The organism is Viridibacillus soli, assembly GCF_016612995.1.
GTDB lineage: Bacteria > Bacillota > Bacilli > Bacillales_A > Planococcaceae > Viridibacillus > Viridibacillus soli.
The window spans coordinates 1-24,627 of the sequence record NZ_JAEOAH010000041.1; the positions used below are offsets into that span (position 1 = coordinate 1).

At 35.0% G+C, this 24,627-nt stretch carries 21 protein-coding genes and 1 pseudogene; 6 read left to right on the plus strand and 16 right to left on the minus strand.

Annotation, left to right across the window (positions count from 1 at the left end; genetic code table 11):
- Positions 1–48: 48 nt before the first annotated feature.
- From JFL43_RS18310 to JFL43_RS18320, 3 genes and pseudogenes are all read left to right on the plus strand, one after another.
- A pseudogene (locus tag JFL43_RS18310) lies at positions 49–276 on the plus strand (IS4 family transposase); the annotation flags it as partial.
- A 338-nt stretch (positions 277–614) separates the two neighbouring features.
- On the plus strand, positions 615–3,413 hold the full coding sequence (locus JFL43_RS18315) for a sensor domain-containing phosphodiesterase (protein WP_200750150.1): 2,799 nt from the start codon (positions 615–617) through the stop codon (positions 3,411–3,413).
- Positions 3,414–3,430: 17 nt separating this feature from the next.
- Complete coding sequence (locus JFL43_RS18320; protein ID WP_200750151.1) at positions 3,431–5,074, plus strand: thiamine pyrophosphate-binding protein; 1,644 nt, start codon at positions 3,431–3,433, stop codon at positions 5,072–5,074.
- A gap of 106 nt (positions 5,075–5,180) precedes the next feature.
- Here JFL43_RS18320 and JFL43_RS18325 read toward each other — a convergent pair whose 3' ends face one another.
- On the minus strand, positions 5,181–5,789 hold the full coding sequence (locus JFL43_RS18325; RefSeq protein ID WP_200750152.1) for a hypothetical protein: 609 nt from the start codon (positions 5,787–5,789) through the stop codon (positions 5,181–5,183).
- A 166-nt stretch (positions 5,790–5,955) separates the two neighbouring features.
- On the opposite strand from JFL43_RS18325, the gene JFL43_RS18330 reads away from it, so the two are divergent.
- The gene (locus tag JFL43_RS18330; RefSeq protein WP_200750153.1) at positions 5,956–6,489 is read left to right on the plus strand and encodes an ECF transporter S component; all 534 of its coding nucleotides are present in this window, start codon (positions 5,956–5,958) and stop codon (positions 6,487–6,489) included.
- A 618-nt stretch (positions 6,490–7,107) separates the two neighbouring features.
- Here JFL43_RS18330 and JFL43_RS18335 read toward each other — a convergent pair.
- From JFL43_RS18335 to JFL43_RS18355, 5 genes are all read right to left on the minus strand, one after another.
- Positions 7,108–7,605: an LURP-one-related/scramblase family protein gene (locus JFL43_RS18335; RefSeq protein ID WP_200750154.1), complete on the minus strand. Its 498-nt coding sequence runs from the start codon at positions 7,603–7,605 to the stop codon at positions 7,108–7,110.
- A 560-nt stretch (positions 7,606–8,165) separates the two neighbouring features.
- Positions 8,166–8,690, minus strand: a complete 525-nt coding sequence (locus JFL43_RS18340; RefSeq protein WP_234447882.1) for an MBL fold metallo-hydrolase — start codon at positions 8,688–8,690, stop codon at positions 8,166–8,168.
- Between the two features lie 59 nt (positions 8,691–8,749).
- On the minus strand, positions 8,750–9,328 hold the full coding sequence (locus JFL43_RS18345; RefSeq protein WP_200750155.1) for a TlpA disulfide reductase family protein: 579 nt from the start codon (positions 9,326–9,328) through the stop codon (positions 8,750–8,752).
- 180 nt (positions 9,329–9,508) lie between these two features.
- Complete coding sequence (locus JFL43_RS18350; protein WP_200750156.1) at positions 9,509–11,182, minus strand: nitrous oxide reductase accessory protein NosL; 1,674 nt, start codon at positions 11,180–11,182, stop codon at positions 9,509–9,511.
- A 44-nt stretch (positions 11,183–11,226) separates the two neighbouring features.
- Positions 11,227–11,715: a nitrous oxide reductase accessory protein NosL gene (locus JFL43_RS18355; protein ID WP_200750157.1), complete on the minus strand. Its 489-nt coding sequence runs from the start codon at positions 11,713–11,715 to the stop codon at positions 11,227–11,229.
- Between the two features lie 499 nt (positions 11,716–12,214).
- Here JFL43_RS18355 and JFL43_RS18360 point away from each other — a divergent pair, with 499 nt between their 5' ends.
- A complete protein-coding gene (locus JFL43_RS18360; protein ID WP_200750158.1) occupies positions 12,215–12,844 on the plus strand; it encodes a hypothetical protein in 630 nt (209 codons plus the stop codon).
- A 66-nt stretch (positions 12,845–12,910) separates the two neighbouring features.
- Here JFL43_RS18360 and JFL43_RS18365 read toward each other — a convergent pair whose 3' ends face one another.
- From JFL43_RS18365 to JFL43_RS18410, 10 genes are all read right to left on the minus strand, one after another.
- Positions 12,911–13,696, minus strand: coding sequence for a nucleotidyltransferase domain-containing protein (locus JFL43_RS18365; protein ID WP_200750159.1), 786 nt, complete (start codon positions 13,694–13,696; stop codon positions 12,911–12,913).
- 118 nt (positions 13,697–13,814) lie between these two features.
- Positions 13,815–14,294 (minus strand): 23S rRNA (pseudouridine(1915)-N(3))-methyltransferase RlmH, encoded by a 480-nt coding sequence (rlmH, locus tag JFL43_RS18370; RefSeq protein ID WP_200750160.1) that lies wholly within the window; start codon positions 14,292–14,294, stop codon positions 13,815–13,817.
- A gap of 90 nt (positions 14,295–14,384) precedes the next feature.
- Positions 14,385–14,549, minus strand: coding sequence for a CxxH/CxxC protein (locus tag JFL43_RS18375; RefSeq protein ID WP_100795357.1), 165 nt, complete (start codon positions 14,547–14,549; stop codon positions 14,385–14,387).
- A gap of 165 nt (positions 14,550–14,714) precedes the next feature.
- A complete protein-coding gene (locus JFL43_RS18380) occupies positions 14,715–15,935 on the minus strand; it encodes a S1C family serine protease (RefSeq protein ID WP_200750161.1) in 1,221 nt (406 codons plus the stop codon).
- A gap of 178 nt (positions 15,936–16,113) precedes the next feature.
- Complete coding sequence (locus tag JFL43_RS18385) at positions 16,114–16,902, minus strand: MBL fold metallo-hydrolase (RefSeq protein WP_200750162.1); 789 nt, start codon at positions 16,900–16,902, stop codon at positions 16,114–16,116.
- Positions 16,903–16,918: 16 nt separating this feature from the next.
- Positions 16,919–17,755: a two-component system regulatory protein YycI gene (locus JFL43_RS18390; protein WP_200750163.1), complete on the minus strand. Its 837-nt coding sequence runs from the start codon at positions 17,753–17,755 to the stop codon at positions 16,919–16,921.
- The gene (locus JFL43_RS18395; protein WP_200750164.1) at positions 17,742–19,088 is read right to left on the minus strand and encodes a YycH family regulatory protein; all 1,347 of its coding nucleotides are present in this window, start codon (positions 19,086–19,088) and stop codon (positions 17,742–17,744) included. Before JFL43_RS18395 ends, JFL43_RS18390 begins: the two co-directional genes overlap by 14 nt.
- Positions 19,079–20,902: a cell wall metabolism sensor histidine kinase WalK gene (gene walK / locus JFL43_RS18400; RefSeq protein ID WP_200750165.1), complete on the minus strand. Its 1,824-nt coding sequence runs from the start codon at positions 20,900–20,902 to the stop codon at positions 19,079–19,081. Before walK ends, JFL43_RS18395 begins: the two co-directional genes overlap by 10 nt.
- Before the next feature lie 5 nt (positions 20,903–20,907).
- Positions 20,908–21,618, minus strand: a complete 711-nt coding sequence (yycF, locus tag JFL43_RS18405) for a response regulator YycF (RefSeq protein WP_200750166.1) — start codon at positions 21,616–21,618, stop codon at positions 20,908–20,910.
- A gap of 224 nt (positions 21,619–21,842) precedes the next feature.
- The gene (locus JFL43_RS18410) at positions 21,843–23,309 is read right to left on the minus strand and encodes a peptidoglycan DD-metalloendopeptidase family protein (protein WP_200750167.1); all 1,467 of its coding nucleotides are present in this window, start codon (positions 23,307–23,309) and stop codon (positions 21,843–21,845) included.
- A gap of 475 nt (positions 23,310–23,784) precedes the next feature.
- Between JFL43_RS18410 and JFL43_RS18415 the strand changes: the two genes are divergently transcribed.
- Complete coding sequence (locus JFL43_RS18415) at positions 23,785–24,597, plus strand: YitT family protein (RefSeq protein WP_234447886.1); 813 nt, start codon at positions 23,785–23,787, stop codon at positions 24,595–24,597.
- Positions 24,598–24,627: the final 30 nt, after the last annotated feature.

Consider the following 24,627-nt stretch of genomic DNA (forward strand, 5'->3'; position numbering starts at 1 on the left):
GAATTTATGATTTTAAAATCCCTGTAGATTCTGCTATTTTGTCGGATCAAATGGATCAAGCAGCATCTCAACATTAAAAAGTTCTATGGTCAAAGTGAGAATGCGATTTACAACCAAGTGTTCATTGCCCTCATTGTATTTTGCTTGTATGTTTTAGCTCAAATTGAAACCAAGAGTAAACGGAAAACCCTGCAAATCAGCCAATATTTAAGGGCTTCTTTATGGAAACCAGCCTACATCTGGCTTCGAAAAATCGAAGGCAAATCCGTTCCATAAAACGCAAACTGTCGTTGCCGCACATGTGTAATTGCAAATAAAAACCAAATGGATGGAGCCACCTTTATTGAAATGTTTCCTTTTTTGGCTCTCAACCGCAATAATAAAAGATTGAATTTTCCGTAAATATTTATGCAACACTAGTGAAGTCAAATAATTAAAGCTAGTTCGAAATTGGCTTTTTTATAGTTGAAAGAGATTTCTAACTGTACCTAAAAACCTCATTTACTTATGATACGGTTCACCTTAAATAGTATAAAAGTAATTTTTTTTATCTTCTAATATAGAACATAAGGTATAATACTTCTATATATTTCTATAAAAGGAATGGTTACTAGATGTTTAAAGATCAAACAAGATATTCCCGTCTCGCTAATATAACTAAAATGATCAATACGAAGCTCGATTTACATGAAGTATTAGAGCAGGTAACAATCGCAATATCTGAGGAAATCGTCCAATGTAATTCTGTCGGCATTTATTTACCTCAGGAAGATGGATCATTTAGAGGATATGCTGGAAAACCAGCGTATATAAATGGATTGATGCTGAATATGCATATCATTGATACTGATATCGATTTATTAGCAAAAGAAGTTATTGAAACAAAGAAAACAATCTACATTCCTGATACGTCAAAGGATAATCGACCCGATCCAAGAGCTGTTGAAGGGTTTCAAATTAAATCCTTATTAGTTCTTCCTATCTCATTTGAAGATGAGTTATTTGGTCTTGTTTTCTTATTTGATTATGGAACTCCTATGAATTTAACGGAGGATGAAATTCAAACAGTTGAGGCATATGTGAATATGGCTGCTGTTGCTATTCAAAACACAAACAATTTAACTCATAAGGAGCATCTCATTAAGGAAAAGCAGCTGCTACTTGATACTACACGCGATTTATCGATGTGTTCCTCTATGCAAGAGAGTCTTGATAAATGTTTTTTCTACTTAGCACAAGCTTTAGATACTTATAATATAGGCGTTCACTTACTTGATCCGATTGCTGAGAAAAGAATTAAACCGGCAAAGTTAAGTAAAAATAGTGATTGGACAGAAGAAGACTGGATAAAAACACATAATAAGATAAAAATTGACCAAAGCAATGACCCTGTGATGCAAGAGGTATTTAAAACAAGAAAAGCCATTCTCATTCCAGATGTATTTACGGACGAAAGACCTAACCACGATGTTTGTCGTAATTTCGGCATAAAGGGTATGCTTATGTTTCCTTTGATTTCAATGGGTGAGATTTTAGGTCAAATATCTGTTGTGAATCTTAGTGAGAAGGAGATTCTCTATTCGGAAACTGAATTACAACTAGCCCAATCCATTATTGATACGACAGCCGCTACTTTGTCAAATCTTCTATATATGGAAAAGCAAGAGGTCATTATCGAAAAAAGAACATCGGAAATTACGGTGAAAAATCAAGAACTTGAAAGAGTTGTAGCAGAATTACAGCAACTCAGCCGTGAGAAGGAATTGATTCTCAACTCTGCAGGGGAAGGAATCTTTGGCTTAGACCTTGATCGAAATATTACATTTTGTAATCCAGCAGGCGCACACATGTTAGGATACGAAACAGATGTTGAATTAATCGAAAAATCAGTAAGTATAATCTTTAATGGAAGTGAAACAGGGAGAAAGAATAGTGTTTCATCTTATTTAGAGGTAATTTCGGAAAGTTATTTTAAAAATGGCGAGTTTTTTAGAAAAGACAATTCTGGCTTTCCCGTTGAATATGTCATCTCCTTAATAAAAGAAGAAGGAGAGATTGTAGGGGAAGTTGTCACGTTTAAAGATATAACCCAAAGGAAGCAAATGGAAGAAGAGATTACATACCGTGCCTACTTTGATAGCTTAACAGATTTACCTAACAGAGTTCTTTTAACAGACAGGTTAACTCAAGGGCTGACACGTGCAACAGAGAATGGAGAAAAATTAGCAGTATTATATTTAGATTTAGACCGTTTTAAATATATAAATGATTCGCTTGGGCATAGCTTTGGAGATCGATTACTACGAGATGTCGCCAATCGTTTACGTGATTGCGTTCCGAATACGGCAACTTTATCACGACAAGGTGGTGATGAATTCGCGATTTATTTACCTCATATTAGTAGCGAAAATGATGTTGTAAAGGTGGTCAATATTATAATCGATACTTTTTCTAAACCGTTTAATTTACTAGACAATGAAATATATATTAAAACGAGTATTGGTATAAGTCTATTCCCTGATAACGGCTATACTACGGAAATGTTAATTAAAAATGCGGATACGGCAATGTACAAATCAAAAGAAACAACGGGTAATAGTTATCATTTTTATAGTGACGGAATGAATATAAGAACTTTTGAAAATATTAAGCTTGAAAATGCTCTATATAAGGCTTTAGAACAAGATGAGCTCATTCTCTTTTATCAGCCGCAAATTAACTATAAGACAAAGCAATTTGAGGGAGTAGAAGCTTTAGTGAGATGGAATCACCCAGAACAAGGGATGATTTCACCAGATAAGTTTATTCCGATTGCTGAGGAAACAGGTTTAATTGTTTCAATCGGTGAATGGGTTCTCACAGAGGCTTGTAAGCAATTAAAGTCATGGCATAATCAAGGCTATCCATTAAAAAGTATGTCCGTAAATTTATCAGTTCGTCAGTTCGAACAAAATAATTTATTTTCTATTGTCAAAAACGTATTAGAAAAAGCAAATTTGTCACCTGAGTATTTACATCTAGAGCTCACAGAAAATCTGATTGTTAAAAATACAGAGTTAACCTTAAAAACGATGAAACAATTAAATGGCCTTGGCATTAACTTAGCCATAGATGATTTTGGCACTGGCTATTCATCCTTAGGTTATTTAAAGAACTTGCCCATTTCTACATTAAAAATTGATAAGTCCTTTGTACAAGAAATGACAAAAGATGAGGCAGCGATTACAAATACGATAATTACGCTAGCTCAAAATTTAAACCTTGAAGTGATTGCTGAAGGTGTCGAGACAAGAGAACAAGCAGAATTTTTATCTGCTCAAGATTGTTATTTGATGCAAGGTTATTTTTTCAGTAAGCCGATGGCGGCAGACGATATTGTGAAAAAATACTTTTCATATAATTCTATTTTATAAATAAAAGGAGAATGAACATGAAAGCAGCTCGAATTGTACTAGAATATTTAAAAGGTAATGAAATAAAGTATATTTTTGGTATTCCAGCAGGTTCTGTTAATGCATTTTTTGATGAGCTAAATGATATGCCTGAAATAACACCAATTGTAACAAAGCACGAAGGAGCAGCATCATATATGGCTGCAGCCTATGCAAAATATACAAATCAATTGAGTGTAAGTATCGGTTGCAGTGGCCCTGGTGGAACAAACCTCGTGACAGGTGCTGCAAATGCCATGCGCGAGCATTTGCCGGTATTATTTTTAACTGGTTCTGTTCCTGTGAATACAATGGGATTAAACGCTTCTCAAGAATTAGATGCTGAACCAATATTTAAATCCGTTACAAAATATAGTGTATTGGTTAAAGATTCAAAAGACTTACTAAACGAAGTCGTAAAAGCATGTGAAATTGCCGTATCTGGAGTACCAGGTCCTGTACATATTGCGATACCAATTGATGTTCAACACGAAGCAGTGCAAAACATCGAAATACCTGCCCCACCTAAAAGAGCTGCAATTGTTCCTAATCTTGATACAATCAAAAATGTAGCTAATGAATTAATAAAAAGAGAACACGGTTATATTTTTGTAGGACAAGGTGTAAGAAATTCCGTTGAACAATTAATTGAGTTAGCAGAACTGCTAAATTGGCCAATTCTAACAACACCTCAAGCAAAAGGATTCATCCCAGAGAATCACCCTCTACTAGCAGGCGTTTTTGGCTTTGCTGGTCATGAGGCTGCTTCAGTCATGATCAATGAAGGTGATGGAAAAGTATTATTAATTGTGGGGTCAAGCTTAGGTGAAACGGCAACAAATAATTACAATGGAAATCTTGTAAAAGACCGTTTTACGATACAAATGGATTTTGACCAATCCGTGTTTAATCGAAAATATAACATTGATCTACCTGTTCTAGGTGATATTAATTTAAGTTTATTATTCCTGATCGAAGAATTAAGAACTGCAGGTCTAACAAGAAACACTACTGAAATTGTTGTTAAACAAGAGGAAAACTTTGATGAGATTACAGAGGAGTATAACACGAAAAATGTTTTACTAAATCTCCAAAAATATTTACCTACCTCTACTAGATATACAATAGATATTGGTGAATTCATGTCTTATGTCATTCATCATATGAAGGTTTTAGATTATTCGACATTTGATATTAATGTACATTTCGGTGCAATGGGAAGTGGTATTGCATCAGCTATTGGTCTGAAATTAGCGGAACCAGAACGCCCAGTTGTAAGTATTACAGGTGACGGATGCTTCTTCATGCATGGAATGGAAATCTTAACAGCAAAAGAATATAATTTACCAATTCTATTTGTTGTGATGAATAACGCCCGTTTAGGAATGGTATATCAAGGACATGCGTTACAATTTAAACGTACACACCCATCATTTGAACAAGAATCCATTAATATTAGTGCGATGGCAACAGCTATGAATATACCTAGCTTTAGAGTAACCGACATACAAGATCTCAACGAAGATATGTTTAACAACTTCAAGGATTTAAATGGACCTGCTGTTTTAGAGGTAGCTTTAGTCGATAATAATACGCCTCCTATTGGCGACCGAGTGAAGTTTTTATCTTCTTTTGGGAAATAAGACTTTTTGAGGTTTCAAAGGTAGGTTCAAAACCATATAAGACGGGAATTATCCCGTCCTATATGGCTTTTTTTACAGTGACTTCTGATTGCTACAAGCAAGGTTTTTATAAATTGGTGAATGACTGGTGAATGACTTTAAGAATAACCCCCATTGTTTGTCCTTTAAAGACATCAGAAATTGCTTCACCTGTAGGATTCAGGAAATAATAACTACCGATTTCCTCATTGAAGGAGTACCCTAAATCTGTTAATAAATTCTGTAAATCAGTTGGCAGCTCCGCTACTCCAGTCTGTTCAGTAAAATAGCTTGTAGGATAAATCTTCACATCAACATCGCCAGTGCCAGTATGTACGACAAACAAGTCTTTTTCATATTGAACAACCCACTGATCTTTTGAATACAATGAAATTCTTGCCCCTTCTAGTGACGAAATGGCCTCTAAATTAACACCGAAAATTTCATTGATCATCCCACGAATATCTGCTCCTGTGAGTTCCTTATCGTATTGATTGAGGTACGAATCCATTACCACTCTAGGCATTGATTTGTCCCCTTTTGATGAAAAACCTTCTACCGCATCCACTTTTGTTAAAATAGGTGCTTTGTCTAAATTAATTTCAAAAACCGAATTTACAACTTTAAAAATATCAGAACTACAAATCGTCTTTCCGTAAGAATCTAGATACTTATCCATCGTTGCTACTTTTGCCATTATTAAGTTCTCCCTTAAAAAAATTGTATTATAAGTATAATTAATTAAAAATATTCCATTTCCCTATAAACTGACCCCTTTGTTTTAAAATAAATTGACACTTTTAAACATACCAATACTTTGCTAAGATTATCAAAAATGAAAAAAGCAAGAAAGGTCTTTTACTATGAACACAACAAAAAGTTATTCAAACTCACGCACTATGGATTTAATTTTAACTGCAATGTTAATCGCACTCGTATTCGTTGCAACACTCTTGTTAAATATCAAACTACCTATTACTGCAAACGGCGGTTTGGTTCATCTTGGAACAGCCATGCTCTTTATTGCATCCATCTTATTTGGCCCTAAAAAAGGAGCAATTGCAGGTGCTGTTGGTATGGGGTTATTTGATTTAATATCTGGTTGGACATTGTGGGCACCTTTTACTATTTTAGCTCGTGGCTTACAAGGATATATAGTTGGGAAAATTGCCTGGTCGAAACACCGCAAAGGAAATAATTTTACATTTAATCTATTAGCAACTATTAGTTCGATTCCCTTTATGTTAGGCGTCTATTATATTTGCGAACGAGTTCTATTTGGTAGTTGGATTATACCAATAGCCTCTATTCCCGGAAACCTCGTTCAGAATGTTGTAGGAATCTGTGTAGCCATTCCGGTTTGTGCTGCACTAAAAAAAGTTCCTTTTTTTAAATAGAAATTATAAAAGATAACTTCGGCTGCATACCTAAGTTAGCTCATTGCCGCATAAGAGCGGCACATCCTTTTATTAAACTGTCTATTTTATTTAGCACAGTTCAATATTGAGCTTTCTCTCTCTTTTTCCACTAATATTTTTGTTATTTTTCTAAAAGTCCTATTAAGACAGCATTTCTAACCGAAAGACGTAAATAAATTACATAAACAACTCCGTAAATGATTTGTAAAAGCGGGTATTCTATTTACTTAGAATATCCGCTTTAGTTTTTTAAATTTTTTTTAGAAACCGCCTTTATTTATGATACGGTTCACCGTAACTATTCTAAGTGTGGTTTTATAAAACTAATCCAGTTATCAAGTAATTATTCTCTTTTAATTCCATTATTCGAATTATCCCAAATTCAACCCCTCCATCTTCCTGACAATTTACATTTAGACCAATTTTCCCTTTTAGTTTAGATACTTTTTCCGACAAATATTCTCATTAAAACTCCATAATAAAAAGTTTGGAATTCGTTTGTGATTTCCCTACTCATTTGATGTTATTTCAACTGTTATTTATAATTTTGAATTTCTAAAGAAAACCCGTCAGCATTTTACATTGTAAGTCCCTACATTAAGTCGTCGCTACTGAGGAAGCAGCTGCTTGGTCAGCCTTCACACAATCAATTGCGACAACGAACGCAATAATGATAGCCTCCATTTCCTCATTCAATATTTGAACCTTGTAGCTATCGCCCCAAGTGAACCACTCCTTGTTCACTTTACCTATGACTACACCATGCTGTAAGACCTGAAAATCCATACCCCACCAGTTACCATGTACCTCAATGTCTGCCGCATCAATCGTATAGCGTGCTTTAAAGAAAGAAAACTCCTTCTTAATCGTTAACACCTCTCGACCATTTACCTCAACAAAAAACTTCGGTAAAAAGCTGAACACCTTTTTTGAAATAAGGGCGACTTCATCTCTTGTTGTATTCATAATGGAGAAAGTCTTTGGGATTTGCATAAAACTGCCCTCCACGTAATAGACATCCCTCTCCTGCTGATCCTTTACCGTAAATTTGCCACTTAGACTGAATACCTTCTGCTTTATATAAAGTTGCTTCATACTAGGCCTCCTTCGATATAGCATATTACTAAAGCGCCGATTTCACCATAGATATTAATAGTGATAGAAATGGTTTTTTTGAATTTTGTTTAATAAAATTTGCTTAAGAGAAAAAATATATTCATTCATATATATTCAACGCATTATATCGAAATACCTTCATAACGAAAAAAGGTATGCAAGTAAAGAAGTATGCATACCTTACTAATCTATTCAACATTTAAAAATACTCACTTACTTATGATAAGGCTCACCGTGATGTGCCTAAATGAGGTTACTCCTCTATAATTAATGTAGTTTTTAATTTTTTTCTATTTAATGTCTCTATTAAATACATTCCTCTCATTGGTTTAAGTACATTTCCTCAAAAGCTTATCAACTACAAATTTCTTCTTAAAATTCTTGATTGGCCATCTCTTTATTGTCAGTATGAATGCTTTTCATTCCTTCAAAAAATGGATATTCCCTACTTAAATATTTTTCTAACTCTCCGTTATAATGAAGAAGCTGTTTTAAGTAATACTTTGAACTGTTTATCCTTTTTGAATTTCCTGTTGATTCTATGTTGTCGAACCGTGTCCAGGTATGTGAGTCGTTATTTGATGATTAAGCAAAATATTTTCGGCTTTATTGATAGTATTTACATAGCCTTTATAATTGCTAAAGATGAACGGAAACTCAATATCTGACAGGTAATCTCCAGAAAGAAATAGACCATAAGGCTCAATCACTGTAAATAAACCATCATTCGTATGACCAGGTGCTTGATAAAATGTCATGGTTATCGAATCTAATTCTAATTTATGCCCATCCTCTGAAACAACAATATCTACCGTTGGATATACGGGTGAATAGCTTCTATGTAAATAATATCCTTGGTCAAATTGTTTAATTTTTTGAATGCACTCTTCTTTGTTCGGATTTTCATCAAATTGTTTAGATGCAATTACCTTAGCTTCTGGAAAGGCCCCTGACCCAATAATAAGATCAAAATCGCTATGTGTGTAAATAATATATAGTTGCTTGTCACCTTTAATGTTGTGGAAAATGGTAATTGTGAAATAGATTTGATAGACTAATAACACATGATCCTCGTCAAATAAAGTATTTACTCAAAAAGTCCTTTTGTACTATTAAATTTTTATTATTCAGCCTTGTTAATTAATTCTTTCATCAATGCCTCATTCATTGGACCTTCAATAATGTCAATCATGTTGCCTTTTGTATCAATCATATAAGTCGTTGGCAGTGAAAGTACTTGATATGTACTACCTGCAAACCCTTCTTCATCTAACAAAACTTCAAAAGTTAGTCCATGTTCTTTCACAAATTGAGCAGCCGCTTCTTCTCCCTTATCCTTATTTGTTACGTTAACCGCTAAAATTTCAACACCTTGATTTTTATACTCCTCATAAATCTTTTGCATATGCGGCACTTCTTCTTTACAAGGTGGACACCATGTTGCCCAAAAATTTAAAATCACCTTTTTTCCTACATAATCCGATAAACGTACTGTTTCACCTTCTAACGTTTTCAACTTAAAATCGGGTGCTACATACTCTACTTGATATGTAGTATCCTCTTTATCATTAGTAGCTGCTGTTTCGGTTTTTTTAGCTGTTTCAGCTGTTTTCGTTGTTTCTTTCTCGTTACCGAGAACATTCATTGCAACTATCGTTATTAAACCCATGATAATAATGATAGTAATCAGATTCTTAACCACGAATGTAATACCTCCAATTTTGTAAATTAATAAGGAATAAATGATAAAACAGATTGTTTCAACTAATGACACAAAGCGAAAACTCCTAACGTGATTTGTCTCAACAACAATTACGATACATGAGTTTTCGCTTTTCTATTAGTCCAAAATGGTAAATATTTAAATTTTTGTTATTTAAAATCACTGTGCTGATTTATCAACCTCGTATTGATAATTCATTCCCTTATTATTCGTTTTCGTATATTCAATGATATTTTCTAATTTTTCAGCTACTACATTTTCTTTGCTCACACCTAGGTAGTTTGCAGCACTTGATAAATCTGTGAAATGGAAAAGATTCCAACCCATGATCCCTTTGGCTGTTTCACCATTATTAAATTTTACAGTTACTGCATTTTCAGCTGCAATCCAGTTATTTAAGCGTGATGCTGTTGCACTATAATCACGAACATATCTATTAGTAAATGCTATACCATTTGCATGTTCTTGATGATACATACATCCAATTCTACAAAAATAATGTGTAGCTCCTTCTTGATCAATCGCTTTGGCAGAATACACTTTATTTGGGTCAGTGTTATGAAGATCCATACGACATACTTCACAATGTACACCCGTTTGGGTTACTTCTGTAAATTCAGAAATTCCATCGATAGTAATTGTTTTTACTGCTTTATTCCCCAATTTGTCCTCAGCATACACTGTATAAACGCCATTTTTTAGTGTGATAATTTTATCATTTTGATTCGCATTTTGTAATGGTGCTATTCTTGAACCTTTATCAACGAAGTATTCAACACCTTTATTTCCATATGCCCATTTTTGATCTTGAATCCCATTATCATCAGTAGTTGAAACTTGTATTTTTTTACTTACTGCTGTTGCATCACTTTCAGGTATTGAAAGTGTTATTGCTGGTGCCGTTTTATCGATATTTGATATTGTGATTATTTGAATGTGCTTATTTCCTGCGCTGTCTTTGGCGTATACTGTGTATGTTCCATTTGTTGCAATTTCGAATGTGTTGCCCGTAAATTTTGTACCATTCTTTGTGAAATACGTAGCTGTTTGGTTATCACTTGCCCATTTTTTTGATACTACCCTCACATTTTCATTAATCGAAGCAGTTACTATTACATTTTCATTTGTAGCATCCGTTGTACTTGTACTTAATGAAATAGTTGGATTTGTTTTATCGATATTAGAGATTTTTATTGATTTTGTTCTTTTATTACCATTATCGTCTAAAGCATAAACTGTATATGTTCCATTTTTACTTACTGTAAATGAGTTATCTGTCAATGTTGTGTCTGCAGTTGAAAATTTATTTGCTGGCTTTGTACCAATTGCCCATTTTTTAAAGGTCACTTTCTTATTATCTGTAACAGCTACATTCACTGTGACATCTGTATTCGTTGGCTTCGTTGTACTCGCTTTTAATACAATACTTGGTGCTTCTTTATTATATTTTGCCTGGGCACTAGTTTTAATTGTATTTAATTTAACCTTTTTTAATGTTACGTTGTTTTTCGTTTTATAAGCTTTAATATATTTATCTGCAGCTGCTGCTTTTGAGAAATAAATATTTTTTGAAGCATTAGTTTTAACAATCGTTACTGAGTCTAACGCAACCCATTTTTTTGTACTATAATCCTGAACTTTTTTTGTGAGTGTAACCCCTTCATTTAATTCATCATATAACAATGAAATTACATCCTTATAATAAACTACTTCTCCATTTTTAATAGCTTGCACATCTGTAGTTGCTGCAAATACACTTGAATTTTGATTACCATTTAAAAATGCTACTAAAATTACACATATAAACAATCCAAACCCTAAATATTTTTTCATTTTCTATATTTTCCCTTCTGAATTTATTGTGTTTTTAAATATACTTATTGATATTTCTGAACGCTCTCTTTTCGAACAGTTTTAAACGGGACAATCTTTGTACCTGAATGTTTGGCTACATAATTCTTCGCATCAGCTGCTTTAGCAAAATATATATAACCATCGTCCATTGGCGAAGCTAGCGATGTTTTAACATAAGTCGCCTTTTCAGCTTGAACCCACTTCAATGTTTTGTAATCACGAACATACTTTTTATTTGTTGTTTTATTTTTTACTTCATCGTATAAAAGACAACCAATGTCATCGTAATAAACCACCTTACCTTTCTTTTTAATTGCCTGCGCTGAAAAAACACCCATTTTATAACTTTTTTGGTACACAACCATATTACAAAATGCGCAATTTGTATTATTAGGTACATCTTTTTCTAGACTAGACTTAGCTGCCTCAGCATTCATTTTGTGCTTATTGTCTATAAAATCTACGGAGATGATACTTAACAATATAACTCCTAATACGAATAGTTTTTTCAATGTTTACAATCTCCTTTCAATTTCCAATAATACAATACAGATGTGAAGTAAGATGAAAGTAACTGTGAAATAATAGAAAAATTTACTAAAATAGGAGTTAACGTAATGAGGTATTAAATATTAACTATTTTCGAATAGAAGAAAAGCGAAAACTCATACATCGTAATTGTTGTCGAGACAAATCACGTTAGGAGTTTTCGCTTTGTGTTATTAGTCTATTAAATTTATTTTACAATTACCCTTTTTAAAGTTTTTCATCAGAAAAGGAAATGAATATATTTCAAGTGGAAGTCATACAAGAATATGAGCTTCCTTACACAATAGTGAACGTTAGTTTCACGCATATGCAACGGAACAACTTGTAAATGAAAAGGCACAAGTTATTAGTGTGGGGACTATGAGTTAAAACCTCCCCTATTTGTGGTACGGTTCTCCGTAACATGAATAAGTGCGGTTTTTTCCAATCAGATTTATAATATTCTCCAAGGATGTGATTGTAATGAATTTAGGAATTGGCTTTCTACCTAAAAAGTATTATGCAAATGCACCTTCAACTGGGGGCTATAACTTTTTTATTAAGGAAGGTATTCAATACGCCATTAATATTGGCAAGATGTATTATCCAGACTATACAGACGAACAACTTGCTCTATTTACAGAAAGCTTAGCTCCATTCCCACTTTATTATTTATTCGAGCAGAGCGATAGAAAAATTATAAAAGTGATAAAACAACAATTACATGATGCACAGCTACCATTTGAAGTATTTTATCAATCAAAAAACAGCACTTATTTAATGATCACTATCACAAATCATCAAGAACTAATACACTTAATTCCTATCATGATTTGGCAGCATAATTATAATATGAGCTCTTTTTGGTCAAATCGAAAAGATACTTTTACGATAGAGAGTAAAATTTGGGACGCAAAACGTACAGATGGGATAGATGCTTCTATAGAGGACACCCTGTGTATTCATTTTAACGAACCAACAACTGCATTTTTATTTAGTCATGACTTCAAAGGTACTGATATTTTTTCAAACGAAAATCACTTTTCAACATTAGAAGATGTACAAAAGTTACTACCCTCATTTATTAAAATTAACATTATTGAATATGGATAAATGAAAACCATCTAGAACGCTGACACTACAATATTCTAGGTGGTTCTTTTCATAAGCCGCATTTACTTATTTCCAAACTTCCTGCAATGTATTTCTAAACAATTCATCTAATATTTTAGTAGGATCCTTCGCTTCAACTTTGAGTGATTTAACATTTTCTTCGAGTCGTTCCATTTCACTTTCTACAAAGTCGTTAATCACATAAATACGGGGTTCAATATCTAACTCATCACCTATTAGCTTTCGTTTTAAAAGATGCTCAATTGCATTTTTTAATTCGCCCTCCTGAAGGCTATCTTCCAATAGTTCATGGAAGCTAATTGGAGGTGTCGTATTATATTTCTCTATCCACTTGCAAGCCAATATCGGCCGAAGTACATAAAAATATTTTTTTATTCTTACTTCTGGTCCCTGCAGGTACTCACGATAATTGTTTTTTGCCATGTTTAAATAATGGTGAAGCATCGAATTTGGATAAAATACACTCGATTCCAAAGACCGTATGTTATCAACAAATGAGTATTTTTGATAATAAATAATATTGCTTCTTAACCATTCTAAAAGTGGCGGATTATTTTTTCTAAATAGGCGTAGCGCTTTTGTGATTTCCCAACCGCTTATATCTAATAAATCATTAATTGGTTCTTCAATTACATCTCTCTTTACTCCAATTCCTTGTGGATCAATCGAGAGATACCATTCTGAAGGATGAATATAAATAAATCGAACATCATAATCACTGTCTTTTGAAGGAAAGCCCCATGCTCTACTTCCTGATTCGACAGCATATAAAATCTTTACCTTATATTTCTCTTCTATTTCTAACAATTTCTTTTGAATGATTTCGTTCATTTACATTTCTCCTTTCATTATGAGCTTAGAAAAACTAGCTTCATCGTTTCTTAATTTCAACTTAACGCTTTAGTAAGAGGATTATCAATTAAATTAAAGAATCCCACATTAACCGCGCTTACTTATGATAAGGTTCACCCTTCATAATCCTAAAACTCCGATAAATCTGCTCCACCAACACTAACTTCATCAACTGATGAGGTAATGTCATCTTCCCGAACGATTGTTTTTCATTCGCACGTTTTAATACATCATCATGTAACCCCAGAGAACCGCCGATGACGAAGGCGATTTTGCTTTTGCCGTATGTCATAAGCGATTCGATGTCTTTGGACATTTCTTCAGATGTTTTCATTTTGCCATTAATGGCTAGAGCGATGACGTGAGTGTCTGGTGAAATTTTGGCTAAAATGCGTTCGCCTTCTTTTTTCTTAACGATTTCCATTTCAGCATCGCTTAATTGTTCGGGCGCCTTTTCGTCAGGAACTTCAATGAGATCGATTTTAGCATAGGCGCCAAGTCGTTTGACGTACTCCTCAATACCCATTTTTAAATACTTTTCTTTTAATTTCCCAACGGTAATAATCGCTATATTCACAAGTTATCCACCTTCACATTTAATTTACAAACACGTTATCCACAGAAGTTATACACATATCCACAAGCCGAATCAATATGTTGTGGTCGCTCATTCGTTCGCCACAACATATGTTGCTAGCTCTTCGCAATACTTGCAACTTGTGGATAACTTTTCTTCCTCTGTTGCCATTTCAAATAATGGTACTTCTTTCTGTTCTGCAACAAACATGTCTAAAGCGTGTCCTATATGAGTTTCACAGCTGTATATTTTCAAAATATTTCATCCTTTCAATTTTCAAAATTCCCAAAACTTATACACAATTCGCTTGATGTTATCCACAGTCTATTGTAACAAACGAAAAGCGAGCAGGAAAGGCACGCTTTCACGTTTCTGCTCGCTTTGTAAATATTTCGTGGATAACTATCATTATCCACAAGTTTAATTTGTCGGACTATTTGTTAATGTTAGTTCTTTTTCGATTATTTCCCCAGCTCTGTAAGCTTTGATTTTTAATTTTTCGCCGACGTTTTTCTTGTTGTATAAATGTTTTCGAAGATCAATTGAATTTTCTACTTTTTGACCATCAATTTCAACGATGACATCGTATTGCTCTAAACCTGCTTTTGCGGCTGCTGAGTTTTTAACGATGCTACTAATCACAATACCTTCAGTTACCTCAGCTGGTAATTTTAATGTACGACTTTGGTGGAATGCAGGAACATTTGTTAAATCGACTAATGATACACCCATTGATGGTCGTTCTACTTTACCTGATTTTTGTAGTTCATTAATGACAGGGATTGCTGTGTTGATTGGAATAGAGAATCCTAATCCTTCAATAGTTGACTGAGAAATTTTCATTGAGTTAATTCCTACAACTTCACCCGCAAGGTTCACAAGAGCACCACCACTGTTACCCGGGTTTATGGCTGCATCTGTTTGTAATACTTCCGCTTGCCAGTCTGGTTTACCGTCCCCATCTAAATCAACTGGTACTGTACGGTCTTTACCTGACACGACGCCTTTTGTAACAGAGCCGTAGAAATCCAGACCAAGCGGATTACCGATAGCAATTACTGTTTCACCTTGTTTTAGGACATCTGAGTTACCAAACGTAGCAATTGTATCGACTTTTTTACTTGAAATTGAGATGACGGCTAAATCTGTCCAAACGTCACTTCCGATTAGTTTCGCTTTTTCTTTTGTACCATCTGGAAACGTTACTTCTAATTGTTTGGCACCTTCGACTACGTGATTATTTGTAACGATGTATGCTGTGTCACCGTCTTTTTTATAAATAACACCTGAGCCACTACCAGCTTCTTTAGTAGCTGTTTCAGATTGGTTCCAAAAATCCTGTTCTGTTTCTTGGATATTTGTAATGCCGACAACTGCTCCAGCTGCCTTTTCAACAGCTTCTGTAACATCTGTAGTGACCTCTGTTGCCACTTGCTGCGGTGTGTTATTTATAGTAGTACTTGGGTTTGACGAATTGCTCGTACCATTTGGCAAAAGCCCCACCATTGATGGCATTAGTAGCCAAACAAGTAATGCGCCAATAATGACACCGATAAACCCACTAAAGAAATAACCTGCTTTGCTGCTGCGTTTTTTAGAACGACTTCTATCTTCTCCGTTAATATTATCGTAATACCCCATACGTATCATCCCTTCGTTATTAACCTGATAGTTACACTATATCGTTCAAACATTAAAATCAGATGAAAATGAATTAAAAATCAGTTCAAAATTGGCTTCTTTATTTTTCATCTCCGTAGCATATATTTCCCTATTAGCGCATAAAAAAACCTCTCTTTCTAAAGAGAGGAAAAATTTATTACACTGTTACCATTTTAGTAGGTTCATCTGCATCCGTATCCAAAAGACTCACAAATTCACCCGGCATAATGCCACATGATTGCAGTGTTTGAGATACGCTCATGCGTGCTAAATCTTTCATATTATTATCTTTGCTTAAATGTGATAGATAAATACGCGTTGGTTTTTGCTCAACGACTTCGCTCATAGCAACAGCAGCATCCTCATTTGAAACATGGCCAACATCACTTAAAATACGTCGTTTTGTAGACCAAGGATAGCTGCCCATTTGTAGCATACTTACATCATGATTACTTTCAAAAACGAAGGAATCTGCTCCTTTAATAATCCCTTTCATACGATCGCTAACATAACCTGTATCAGTAATGATAACAAGTTTGCGACCATTCTCATGGAAAGTGTAAAACATTGGGTCAGCAGCATCATGGGAAACAGCGAATGATTCAATATCAATTGAGCCAAATGATTGCGCTGTTTCCATATCAAATTGGAAGCGTTGTTCTAATGGAATATTGCCGACTTTGTCATCCATTGCAGCCCATGTTTTAGCGTTGGCGTAAACCGGGACATGATATTTACGCGCTAACACGCCCACACCTTTTATATGATCAATATGCTCATGTGTTACAAAGATGCCGCTTAGCTTCTTAATATCGCGGTCAACTTTTGCAAAAAGCTGCTCCATTTTCTTACCTGTTAGACCAGCATCGACGATAAATGTATGGTCATCATTTTCTACATAAATAGCATTGCCCGTACTGCCACTTGCTAATACACTGAACTGCATAGTAAAGACTCCTTATTTAGCTTCTAATTCTTCCCCATTCATTATCTTTTAATTCTTCTCCATTCAAATGAATGTTGATAACTTGGCCATCTACAGCATTAACAAAATAATCCGCTTCGTCACCTTCCACAAAATCAACATGTATATGCCAAGTTGGCGCAAGTACTTGTGTCTTGGTTAAAGGAACAAGTGTAGAATATCCAAGCTGTGGTTTTGTAATTTTCGAATCTTGTTTTAAAAATCCTTTTTCATATAGTACTTTGATTGCTTCTAGAGCAGTGAGTAACGTACTTTTCTCACCAAATGCCGCCAGTGAATCGAACATCGTTTGTTTATAACCTGTCACTGCAAAGTCCTTATCCCAGTGTAATTTGACAACTGCGTTTTGGTTGATATAAATCATACGGTCATTGGATTTTTGGAAAAAAGTTGCTTCTCTTTTTTCCTCATCGATATACCAAAGTTTATAGGTTTCCCCTGCATACACATTCTTTTTCATAAACTCTGTGAGGCTAGAGGCATCCTTAATGCTTTTTAACGGCACTGGATTTTCAAATTTTGATGTAAGCAAAGATCCATTAGTATCAAAGTACTGATTGTCATATACTTTTTTTAGCTCTTCTATGTTAAATTGTTTTATTTGTCCTGATATATACGAAACTTTTTCTTTTTTTTGGGGCAGACTTTTCACCGTAATGTTCTCATCATTTAAGCGAGCTTCAATCGTCGTTTCAGCAGCAAGGGGCTCGACTTCTTGTGCCTCATTGTAGCGATTGACGTAAAGCGAGTAAAGGAAGACATTTAAAATCGAGAATACGATAATGAAGATGGTTTTCGTTTTACTCCAATCCAATATTAGCACCCCCCACTATACTCTGTGAGACATGTTCCCATTTACCATTAATACTGTAAAACCACATAGGCTCTAGTGTGAATAATTGTGGAATGTCATTTTTCATTAAGTAATAGCCTGAACGGATTTCATCAATATCGTCGTATTTTATTTCTTTATTATTTACAAGTCGCTCTATCACTTCTGGACCAGATATTAACTTACCTTCACCTTTTTCTGGCAAGGACACCGGTTTGTAATACGGGCGTGTATATGTTGAGATGCGACCATTACCCCACTGGGTAGAAATTTCGGTTAATGTAACTGTTCGATCACTAAAGACAGGCTGGTCCTGTAAATACAATTGGTAAGTAACTTTTTGTTTTTCGACAGCATTATAACGGAAATCACCTGTCCAACCACCATGTTCATTAATAAAATCGAACGTATTTAAAATGAGCTTAGATTTTACTGTCATTTCTTTATTTTCTACAACAGATATATTGACGAAGTTGAGCGTACGCGCTTGTGGATCGACGGTCATAAGAGCTTTATCATCCGTGTACTTTTCGTTACCTGTTGCTTCATCTGGACTATGTTTAACGATATTAGGATTAGAGAAGAGCGCTTTTCTATAGCGATCAACTGGATCAGTTTGAACTAAATACGTGTATTTTGTAATGTTAATCTCTTTTTCTGGCAAATAAAAGTTAGTCATTCCCTCACGTCCAATTTCAACGTAATTAGGGAAGGTTTTTGCCACTGTTAATACATTATCTTGGAAGCCTTTTTCACTATTTACTTTAATTTTTGCTTTATAGAGTTGATTCTTTTGTGAGTTAGCAAAAAAAACAAGTAACTCATTTGTGTTCAGGTCGTTGCTGTTCATCTTACTCCAGTCGACAATCATACGATCAAATGACGCTTCGGGTATTTTCTTATTTAGTACAGGTAGTAGTTTTTGGAATACAGGGAATGGAATTTCGCCTGTGAAGAACAATGTCATGCGATTATTCATACCCACTAGTTCATCGAGCTTCTCAGCGTCTAAATTATTGCTTACAAGTGTTAAATCAGATACTTGCCAACTCTTCATTTCGTTCAAGATATCTTGCATTTCCTCATTAACATTTGTACCTTTCCATTTTTCGTTCTTATGGAAAATCATTCGGTATGGCTTAATTACGTCTGCTATTTGACGCTTTTTACCGATTGAAATATCAACGACCTTTGTTGGCTCGATTGTGACGTAGTTTGGTTTGTATGTCCAAATAGAAAAGGTAAGTGTAATACTCAATAAAACAAGGACGAATAGGACAACTGACTTTATTTGCTCAATATACTTCAATCCCATTCACCTGCCTCGTCTAATTCGTATGGCAATGTGAAGAAGATCGTTGTTCCATGTCCTTCATCACTTTCTGCCCAAATTTTCCCGCCGTGAGCTTGAATCATTTCTCTAGAAATAGCTAAGCCTAGACCAGTCCCACCCATTGAACGAGCTCTAGCACGGTCTACACGATAGAATCGATCGAATATGCGGTCAACATTTTCCTTCGGTATACCCATACCATCATCGGAAATCATAACTTTTAAAATGCCATCTTGCGCTGTTACGCCAAAACGGATATTGCCTCCATCTGGAGAATATTTTAATGCATTCGAAATAATATTATCGATGACTTGTGTAATTTTATCGGTGTCAAGCTCTACATAGCATGCTGTATCAGAAATGAGTCGCTGGAATTCCACGTTTTTCGATTTTGACATTTCAAAGCGATCGATAATACGTTCGAATAATTTATTGAAATCTACGATATCTGCATTTAACTCGTACTCTCTACTATCCATACGAGATAGTTGTAGTAAGTCATTTACAAGCCGAATCATACGCTCGGTTTCTGTTTGCGTAACATCTAGGAATGTAGGTGCGATATTTTCATCTCGCCAAGCACCATCCGCTAATGCTTCTAAGTAGCTACGCATCGTTGTTAATGGGGTACGCAGTTCATGCGAAACATTGGATACAAATTCACGGCGTTCCATTTCAATTTTTTCTTGCTCTGTAATATCATGAAGCACCGTAATAAGACCATTCACAAAACCAGTTTCTTTTTGAATGACAGAGAAATTCGCACGCCAAATATAAGGGTGGTCTGGTGAGCTAAAGTCTAGATTTACAGCATCTTTCATATGGATTAAATCCTCAAAAGTATACCCCTCATCTAACCCTAAAACAGATATGAGTGGGCGCCCCATTAGTTCATCATGCTCACCTTTAAATAATTGCTGTGCAGGTGTGTTGATCAGCATAATACGTCCTTTGCGATCAGTCGCAATTACACCATCTGTCATATTAGCTAAGACAGATGCAAGCTTCCTACGTTCACCTTCTGTTGTAGATTGCGCTTCCTGAAGCCTATTTGTTAAATGATTAAAGGCAATTGCCAGCTGTCCAATTTCATCATTTCCATAAACTCGTACTTTTCGCGAGAAATTCCCTTTCGCCATTGCTTGAGCTTGTTTTCGCATATCTGATATTGGCTTCGTAATCGTTTTTGCGATGAAAATGCCGAGTACAATTGTAATGGCTAACGCAATTGCAGTTCCGCCCGCTAAAATACGATTGATCTCGTTCATCTGTTCAAAAACACGTTCGATATTCGCTTTTAAGTAGACGGTTCCAATGACTTTACCATTGGATGTAATTGGAGTTATCAATACCCATACTCGTTTTCTCGTTTGATCATCTAATGCGATATTCTCGGAGCTTGTTTGGGTTGCTAATGATTGGCGTACTAAAGCCTCCACCGAGCGCTGCCCTATTATAGACTGGTTGCTCGTATCGGATGTAGCTAAAATGCGGTAACGTGCATCAATGACACGAATTTCGCTTATATCTTCAGATGATAGTCCGTTTAGTACCGTTCTCAGGCTTTGCTCCAGTTTGGGATCATCTTCTGTACGATCCTTTAATAGCTCCTCTTTTACACTGAATGTCACTAATTTTAGGCGGTCAGAAACGGATGTTTCGAAGTTTGTTTTTAATTTTTGTTCCAATCCGTTTGCGAAATAGAGTCCTATAATTTGCATAGCTATTAAAATTAATAGCACGTAAATAAGCACTAGCTTTACGTGAACGGATTTTAAAAAGCTGACTTTCTGCATGTACCTTACTCCTGTTCAGGATTTCTTAAGTAATATCCCACTCCACGGCGTGTTACGATCCATGCTGGATGGCTTGGATTATCTTCAATTTTCTCACGTAAGCGGCGAATCGTTACATCAACCGTGCGCACGTCTCCAAAATAATCGTAGCCCCATACTGTTTGCAATAAATGCTCACGTGTCATAACTTGACCAATATGTTTTGCTAAATAATGAAGTAATTCGAATTCACGGTGTGTAAGTTCAATTGCTTGATCTCGTTTTAATACTAAATAAGCTTCTGGTTGAATAACAAGTAAGCCAACTACGATATCACTTGATGATTCTTCCTGCTCGTCTGTTGCCGTTGTTGATTGGTGACGACGCATATTTGCTTTCACACGAGCAATTAGTTCGCGTGTGCTAAATGGTTTTGTCACATAGTCATCTGCTCCTAATTCTAAGCCTAATACTTTATCAATCTCGGAGTCTTTTGCTGTTAACATAATAATAGGTATATCGTATTTTTTCCGTACTTCACGACAGACTTCTATGCCATCACGTTTCGGTAACATGATATCTAAAAGCATTAAATCTGGTTGGATTTCCTCTACCTTTTCAAGTGCTTCATCACCATCATAGGCACAAACTACTTTGTAACCTTCTTTTATTAAATTAAACTGTAGTATATCTGCAATCGGTTTTTCATCATCTACAACTAAAATTGTCTTGTCCACATTTATACTTCCCTTCATATTTAAATTTTATTTATACTGTAAATTAATGTTAGTTTCCGTATATTCCATACAGTTAACTCTATCATGCTTTAGCATTCGGCGCATCTTTTGAATCCCGAAAGAGACTGGTATTTCCCGGGGAATATTACAATTCATCATTTTTTTGAAGTGAATTCTATGTAAAAAAACAGTCCACTTTCTTAATGGACTGTGTTGTTCTATTTTTATTTTAATACATTTAACGGATTAAGTAATTTTCCATCCTTTGACACTTCAAAATGTAAATGTACTCCTGTTGAATTACCTGTAGTCCCCATAATACCTAATTTAGAGCCTTGAGCTACTGCCTGTCCCACAGTCACATCAATAGATGCTAAGTGGCCATATACTGTTTGATAGCCGTTATTATGGTCGATTGTTACTTTATTGCCGTAAGTACCATCTACATCAGCAAATATGACGACACCATTATCAGTTGCTTTAATTGTCAGTCCATCTGGTCTAGCAATATCAATCCCTCGGTGTAACTCTCCCCAGCGATAGCCCATTTCGCTTGAAATATAACCACCTTCTGTTGGCCATTCAAAGCTACCTTTACCTCGTGATGGAACTTCCTTTGTCCCCTTAACAACTACACGTGTTTCCGCTTCTTTCGTAACATATTCTGTTGTTACTGTTTCTGAAGCATTGTCACCGTCAACTTCGGTTATTAAGTGCGTCACTAGCATTTTACCATCCGCGCCTTTTTGTTCTACTTCCTTCTCACCAGTCAACATTTTTTTATCTCTTTTAACGATAGTTTCATGCTTAATTTTTTCTACTTTTTTAGTTTCCTTTGTTAATTCGATATTTATCAAAGGTTCTGACTCTGCAACTTTAATGGGATGTCCAATTGGCAGAGATCTTCTATCTGTTAAATTATGATTTAGTTTCAAAAGCTTAGATGCTGTTATATTGTGATTTGCTGCGACACTACTAATAGTATCACCCTTTTTAATTGTATATTGTTTCTCTTGAAGCTTGCCTTTGGTTAATAATTTAACAGCTTTCTTCACTGTTAAAATATTGGCTGGATTCGTATTTTCTGTTATACCAGAAACCGATTGTTTTACAGAAATACCTACAATACGTGTTTCATCTTTCTTTAATGGTGGTAAAGGTATATGTGAGTCTTCCATAGCATTCAATACTTTAAGTTCTTTGGGTGAAATATATTGCAATTTAAGCTGACGAATTGTTTCTTCATATGCATCAATGTCTTTGACATAGGCTGCCACCTTACCATCGATTAGTAATGCAAAAGCTGAAGCTTCAATTGTTAATACATCGTCTAGCTTTTCCAAAGTGTCTTCGTCATTTGTATTCTCTAAAAAAACCTGCTCTGATACAATGGACAAGTCAGACGTCGCCTTCAGCGAAAGGTTTTTGTAATGGGTGCTCACCTTTTTCACTTTGTCATCGATAAGCGTATCAATCGACTTCTCGTTTGATACGGCTCCGATATATTGATCCTTCATGTATATATGATAAATTTTATGCAATTGGCTATCTTGCTGTGCATTTGCGTAACCGATATTGAGTGTAAATACTGAAATGAGTAATGTTGCGATAGTTGCTACTCTTATTGCTGTTGACTGGCGGTTTCGTTTGGGAGATCTTATGTTCTCACTACTATTCCGTTTCAAACGCATGATAAGCTCCTTTCGTTTTTTTGAATTAAATGGATTATTAAATTTGCAAGAGTTCTCTCAAAATCAAGCTTCTCTAATTTACCACATCCCATTTTTCTATTGAACTTATTAAACTCGATGTAATTGAATTGTATAATTGATTCCAGTTATCCGTATTTTTTTACATAAGTAGGATATAATGCAGTTCTTTTTCATTAATACAGCTAATTTTTATATACATTATTCACCATTTTACTCTCTATATATACAAAAATCCTATTTCATTTTCGTAACAATTGTTACAAATAAGTACTTTTCCCTTTTGTATTTGTTAATATTCCGTTAAAATTAAGTTAGAATTATTAGATTTCTATAGATTGGGGCGATTGAGTTGAATGACTCAAACAGGAACATGGAAGATATTTTGAAAGAAGCAAAGAAATTAAACGAAAAGAATAGGAAAACTTCTAAAGGAAGGTTACTCTATCGCATTATTATGGTTATGCTTGGGGCCATTATTATGGCTGTTGCACTTGAGCTATTTCTTGTACCAAACAACATTTTAGATGGTGGGATTGTCGGTATATCTATTATCGTAGCCTACCTTACAAGCTTGCCACTAGGATTATTCATTTTCCTCTTGAACATACCTTTCTTTTTCCTCGGTTATAAGCAAATTGGTAAAACATTCGCCTTATCAACCGCATTAGGAATTACTACTTTATCTATAGCTACAATTCTATTACATCCTATTCAAGCTTTTACAAGCGACTTGTTATTATCTACAGTATTTGGCGGCATCGTCCTCGGTACCGGTGTTGGTATTGTTATCCGCTATGGTGGTTCCCTTGATGGCACTGAAATTTTAGCAATTTTATTTAATAAAAACTCACCTTTCTCTGTAGGCGAAATTATTATGTTCTTCAACTTAATCATCTTCACAGTAGCGGGCTTTGTTTTCACATGGGAACAAGCAATGTATTCCGTACTTGCTTACTTCATAGCCTACAAAACGATTGATGTCGTCATTCAAGGCCTTGATGAATCAAAAGCCGTATATATTATTAGTGACGAATATGAAGAGATCGGTCGTGCTATTATGGATCGTCTTGGCCGTGGGGTTACATATTTAATAGGAGAAGGCGCTTATACTGGCGACAGAAAAAAAGTGATTTTCACTGTTATTACAAGACTGGAAGAGTCCAAACTCACAACGATTGTAGAAGAACTCGATGATCATGCCTTCCTCGCAATCGGCAATATCGCCGAAGTTCGCGGCGGACGCTTTAAAAAGAAAGATATTCACTAAATGTAAAAAAGCTAATTCTCTAATGAGAAT

What these genes read in the sequence shown, in the direction of transcription:
- JFL43_RS18315 (WP_200750150.1), top strand. Translation starts at nt 615, where the DNA reads ATGTTTAAAGATCAAACAAGATATTCCCGTCTCGCTAATATAACTAAA.
- JFL43_RS18320 (WP_200750151.1), top strand. Translation starts at nt 3,431, where the DNA reads ATGAAAGCAGCTCGAATTGTACTAGAATATTTAAAAGGTAATGAAATA.
- JFL43_RS18325 (WP_200750152.1), bottom strand. Translation starts at nt 5,789, where the DNA reads ATGGCAAAAGTAGCAACGATGGATAAGTATCTAGATTCTTACGGAAAG.
- JFL43_RS18330 (WP_200750153.1), top strand. Translation starts at nt 5,956, where the DNA reads ATGAACACAACAAAAAGTTATTCAAACTCACGCACTATGGATTTAATT.
- JFL43_RS18335 (WP_200750154.1), bottom strand. Translation starts at nt 7,605, where the DNA reads ATGAAGCAACTTTATATAAAGCAGAAGGTATTCAGTCTAAGTGGCAAA.
- JFL43_RS18350 (WP_200750156.1), bottom strand. Translation starts at nt 11,182, where the DNA reads ATGAAAAAATATTTAGGGTTTGGATTGTTTATATGTGTAATTTTAGTA.
- JFL43_RS18360 (WP_200750158.1), top strand. Translation starts at nt 12,215, where the DNA reads ATGAATTTAGGAATTGGCTTTCTACCTAAAAAGTATTATGCAAATGCA.
- JFL43_RS18365 (WP_200750159.1), bottom strand. Translation starts at nt 13,696, where the DNA reads ATGAACGAAATCATTCAAAAGAAATTGTTAGAAATAGAAGAGAAATAT.
- JFL43_RS18380 (WP_200750161.1), bottom strand. Translation starts at nt 15,935, where the DNA reads ATGGGGTATTACGATAATATTAACGGAGAAGATAGAAGTCGTTCTAAA.
- JFL43_RS18385 (WP_200750162.1), bottom strand. Translation starts at nt 16,902, where the DNA reads ATGCAGTTCAGTGTATTAGCAAGTGGCAGTACGGGCAATGCTATTTAT.
- JFL43_RS18395 (WP_200750164.1), bottom strand. Translation starts at nt 19,088, where the DNA reads ATGGGATTGAAGTATATTGAGCAAATAAAGTCAGTTGTCCTATTCGTC.
- walK (WP_200750165.1), bottom strand. Translation starts at nt 20,902, where the DNA reads ATGCAGAAAGTCAGCTTTTTAAAATCCGTTCACGTAAAGCTAGTGCTT.
- JFL43_RS18410 (WP_200750167.1), bottom strand. Translation starts at nt 23,309, where the DNA reads ATGCGTTTGAAACGGAATAGTAGTGAGAACATAAGATCTCCCAAACGA.
- JFL43_RS18415 (WP_234447886.1), top strand. Translation starts at nt 23,785, where the DNA reads ATGGTTATGCTTGGGGCCATTATTATGGCTGTTGCACTTGAGCTATTT.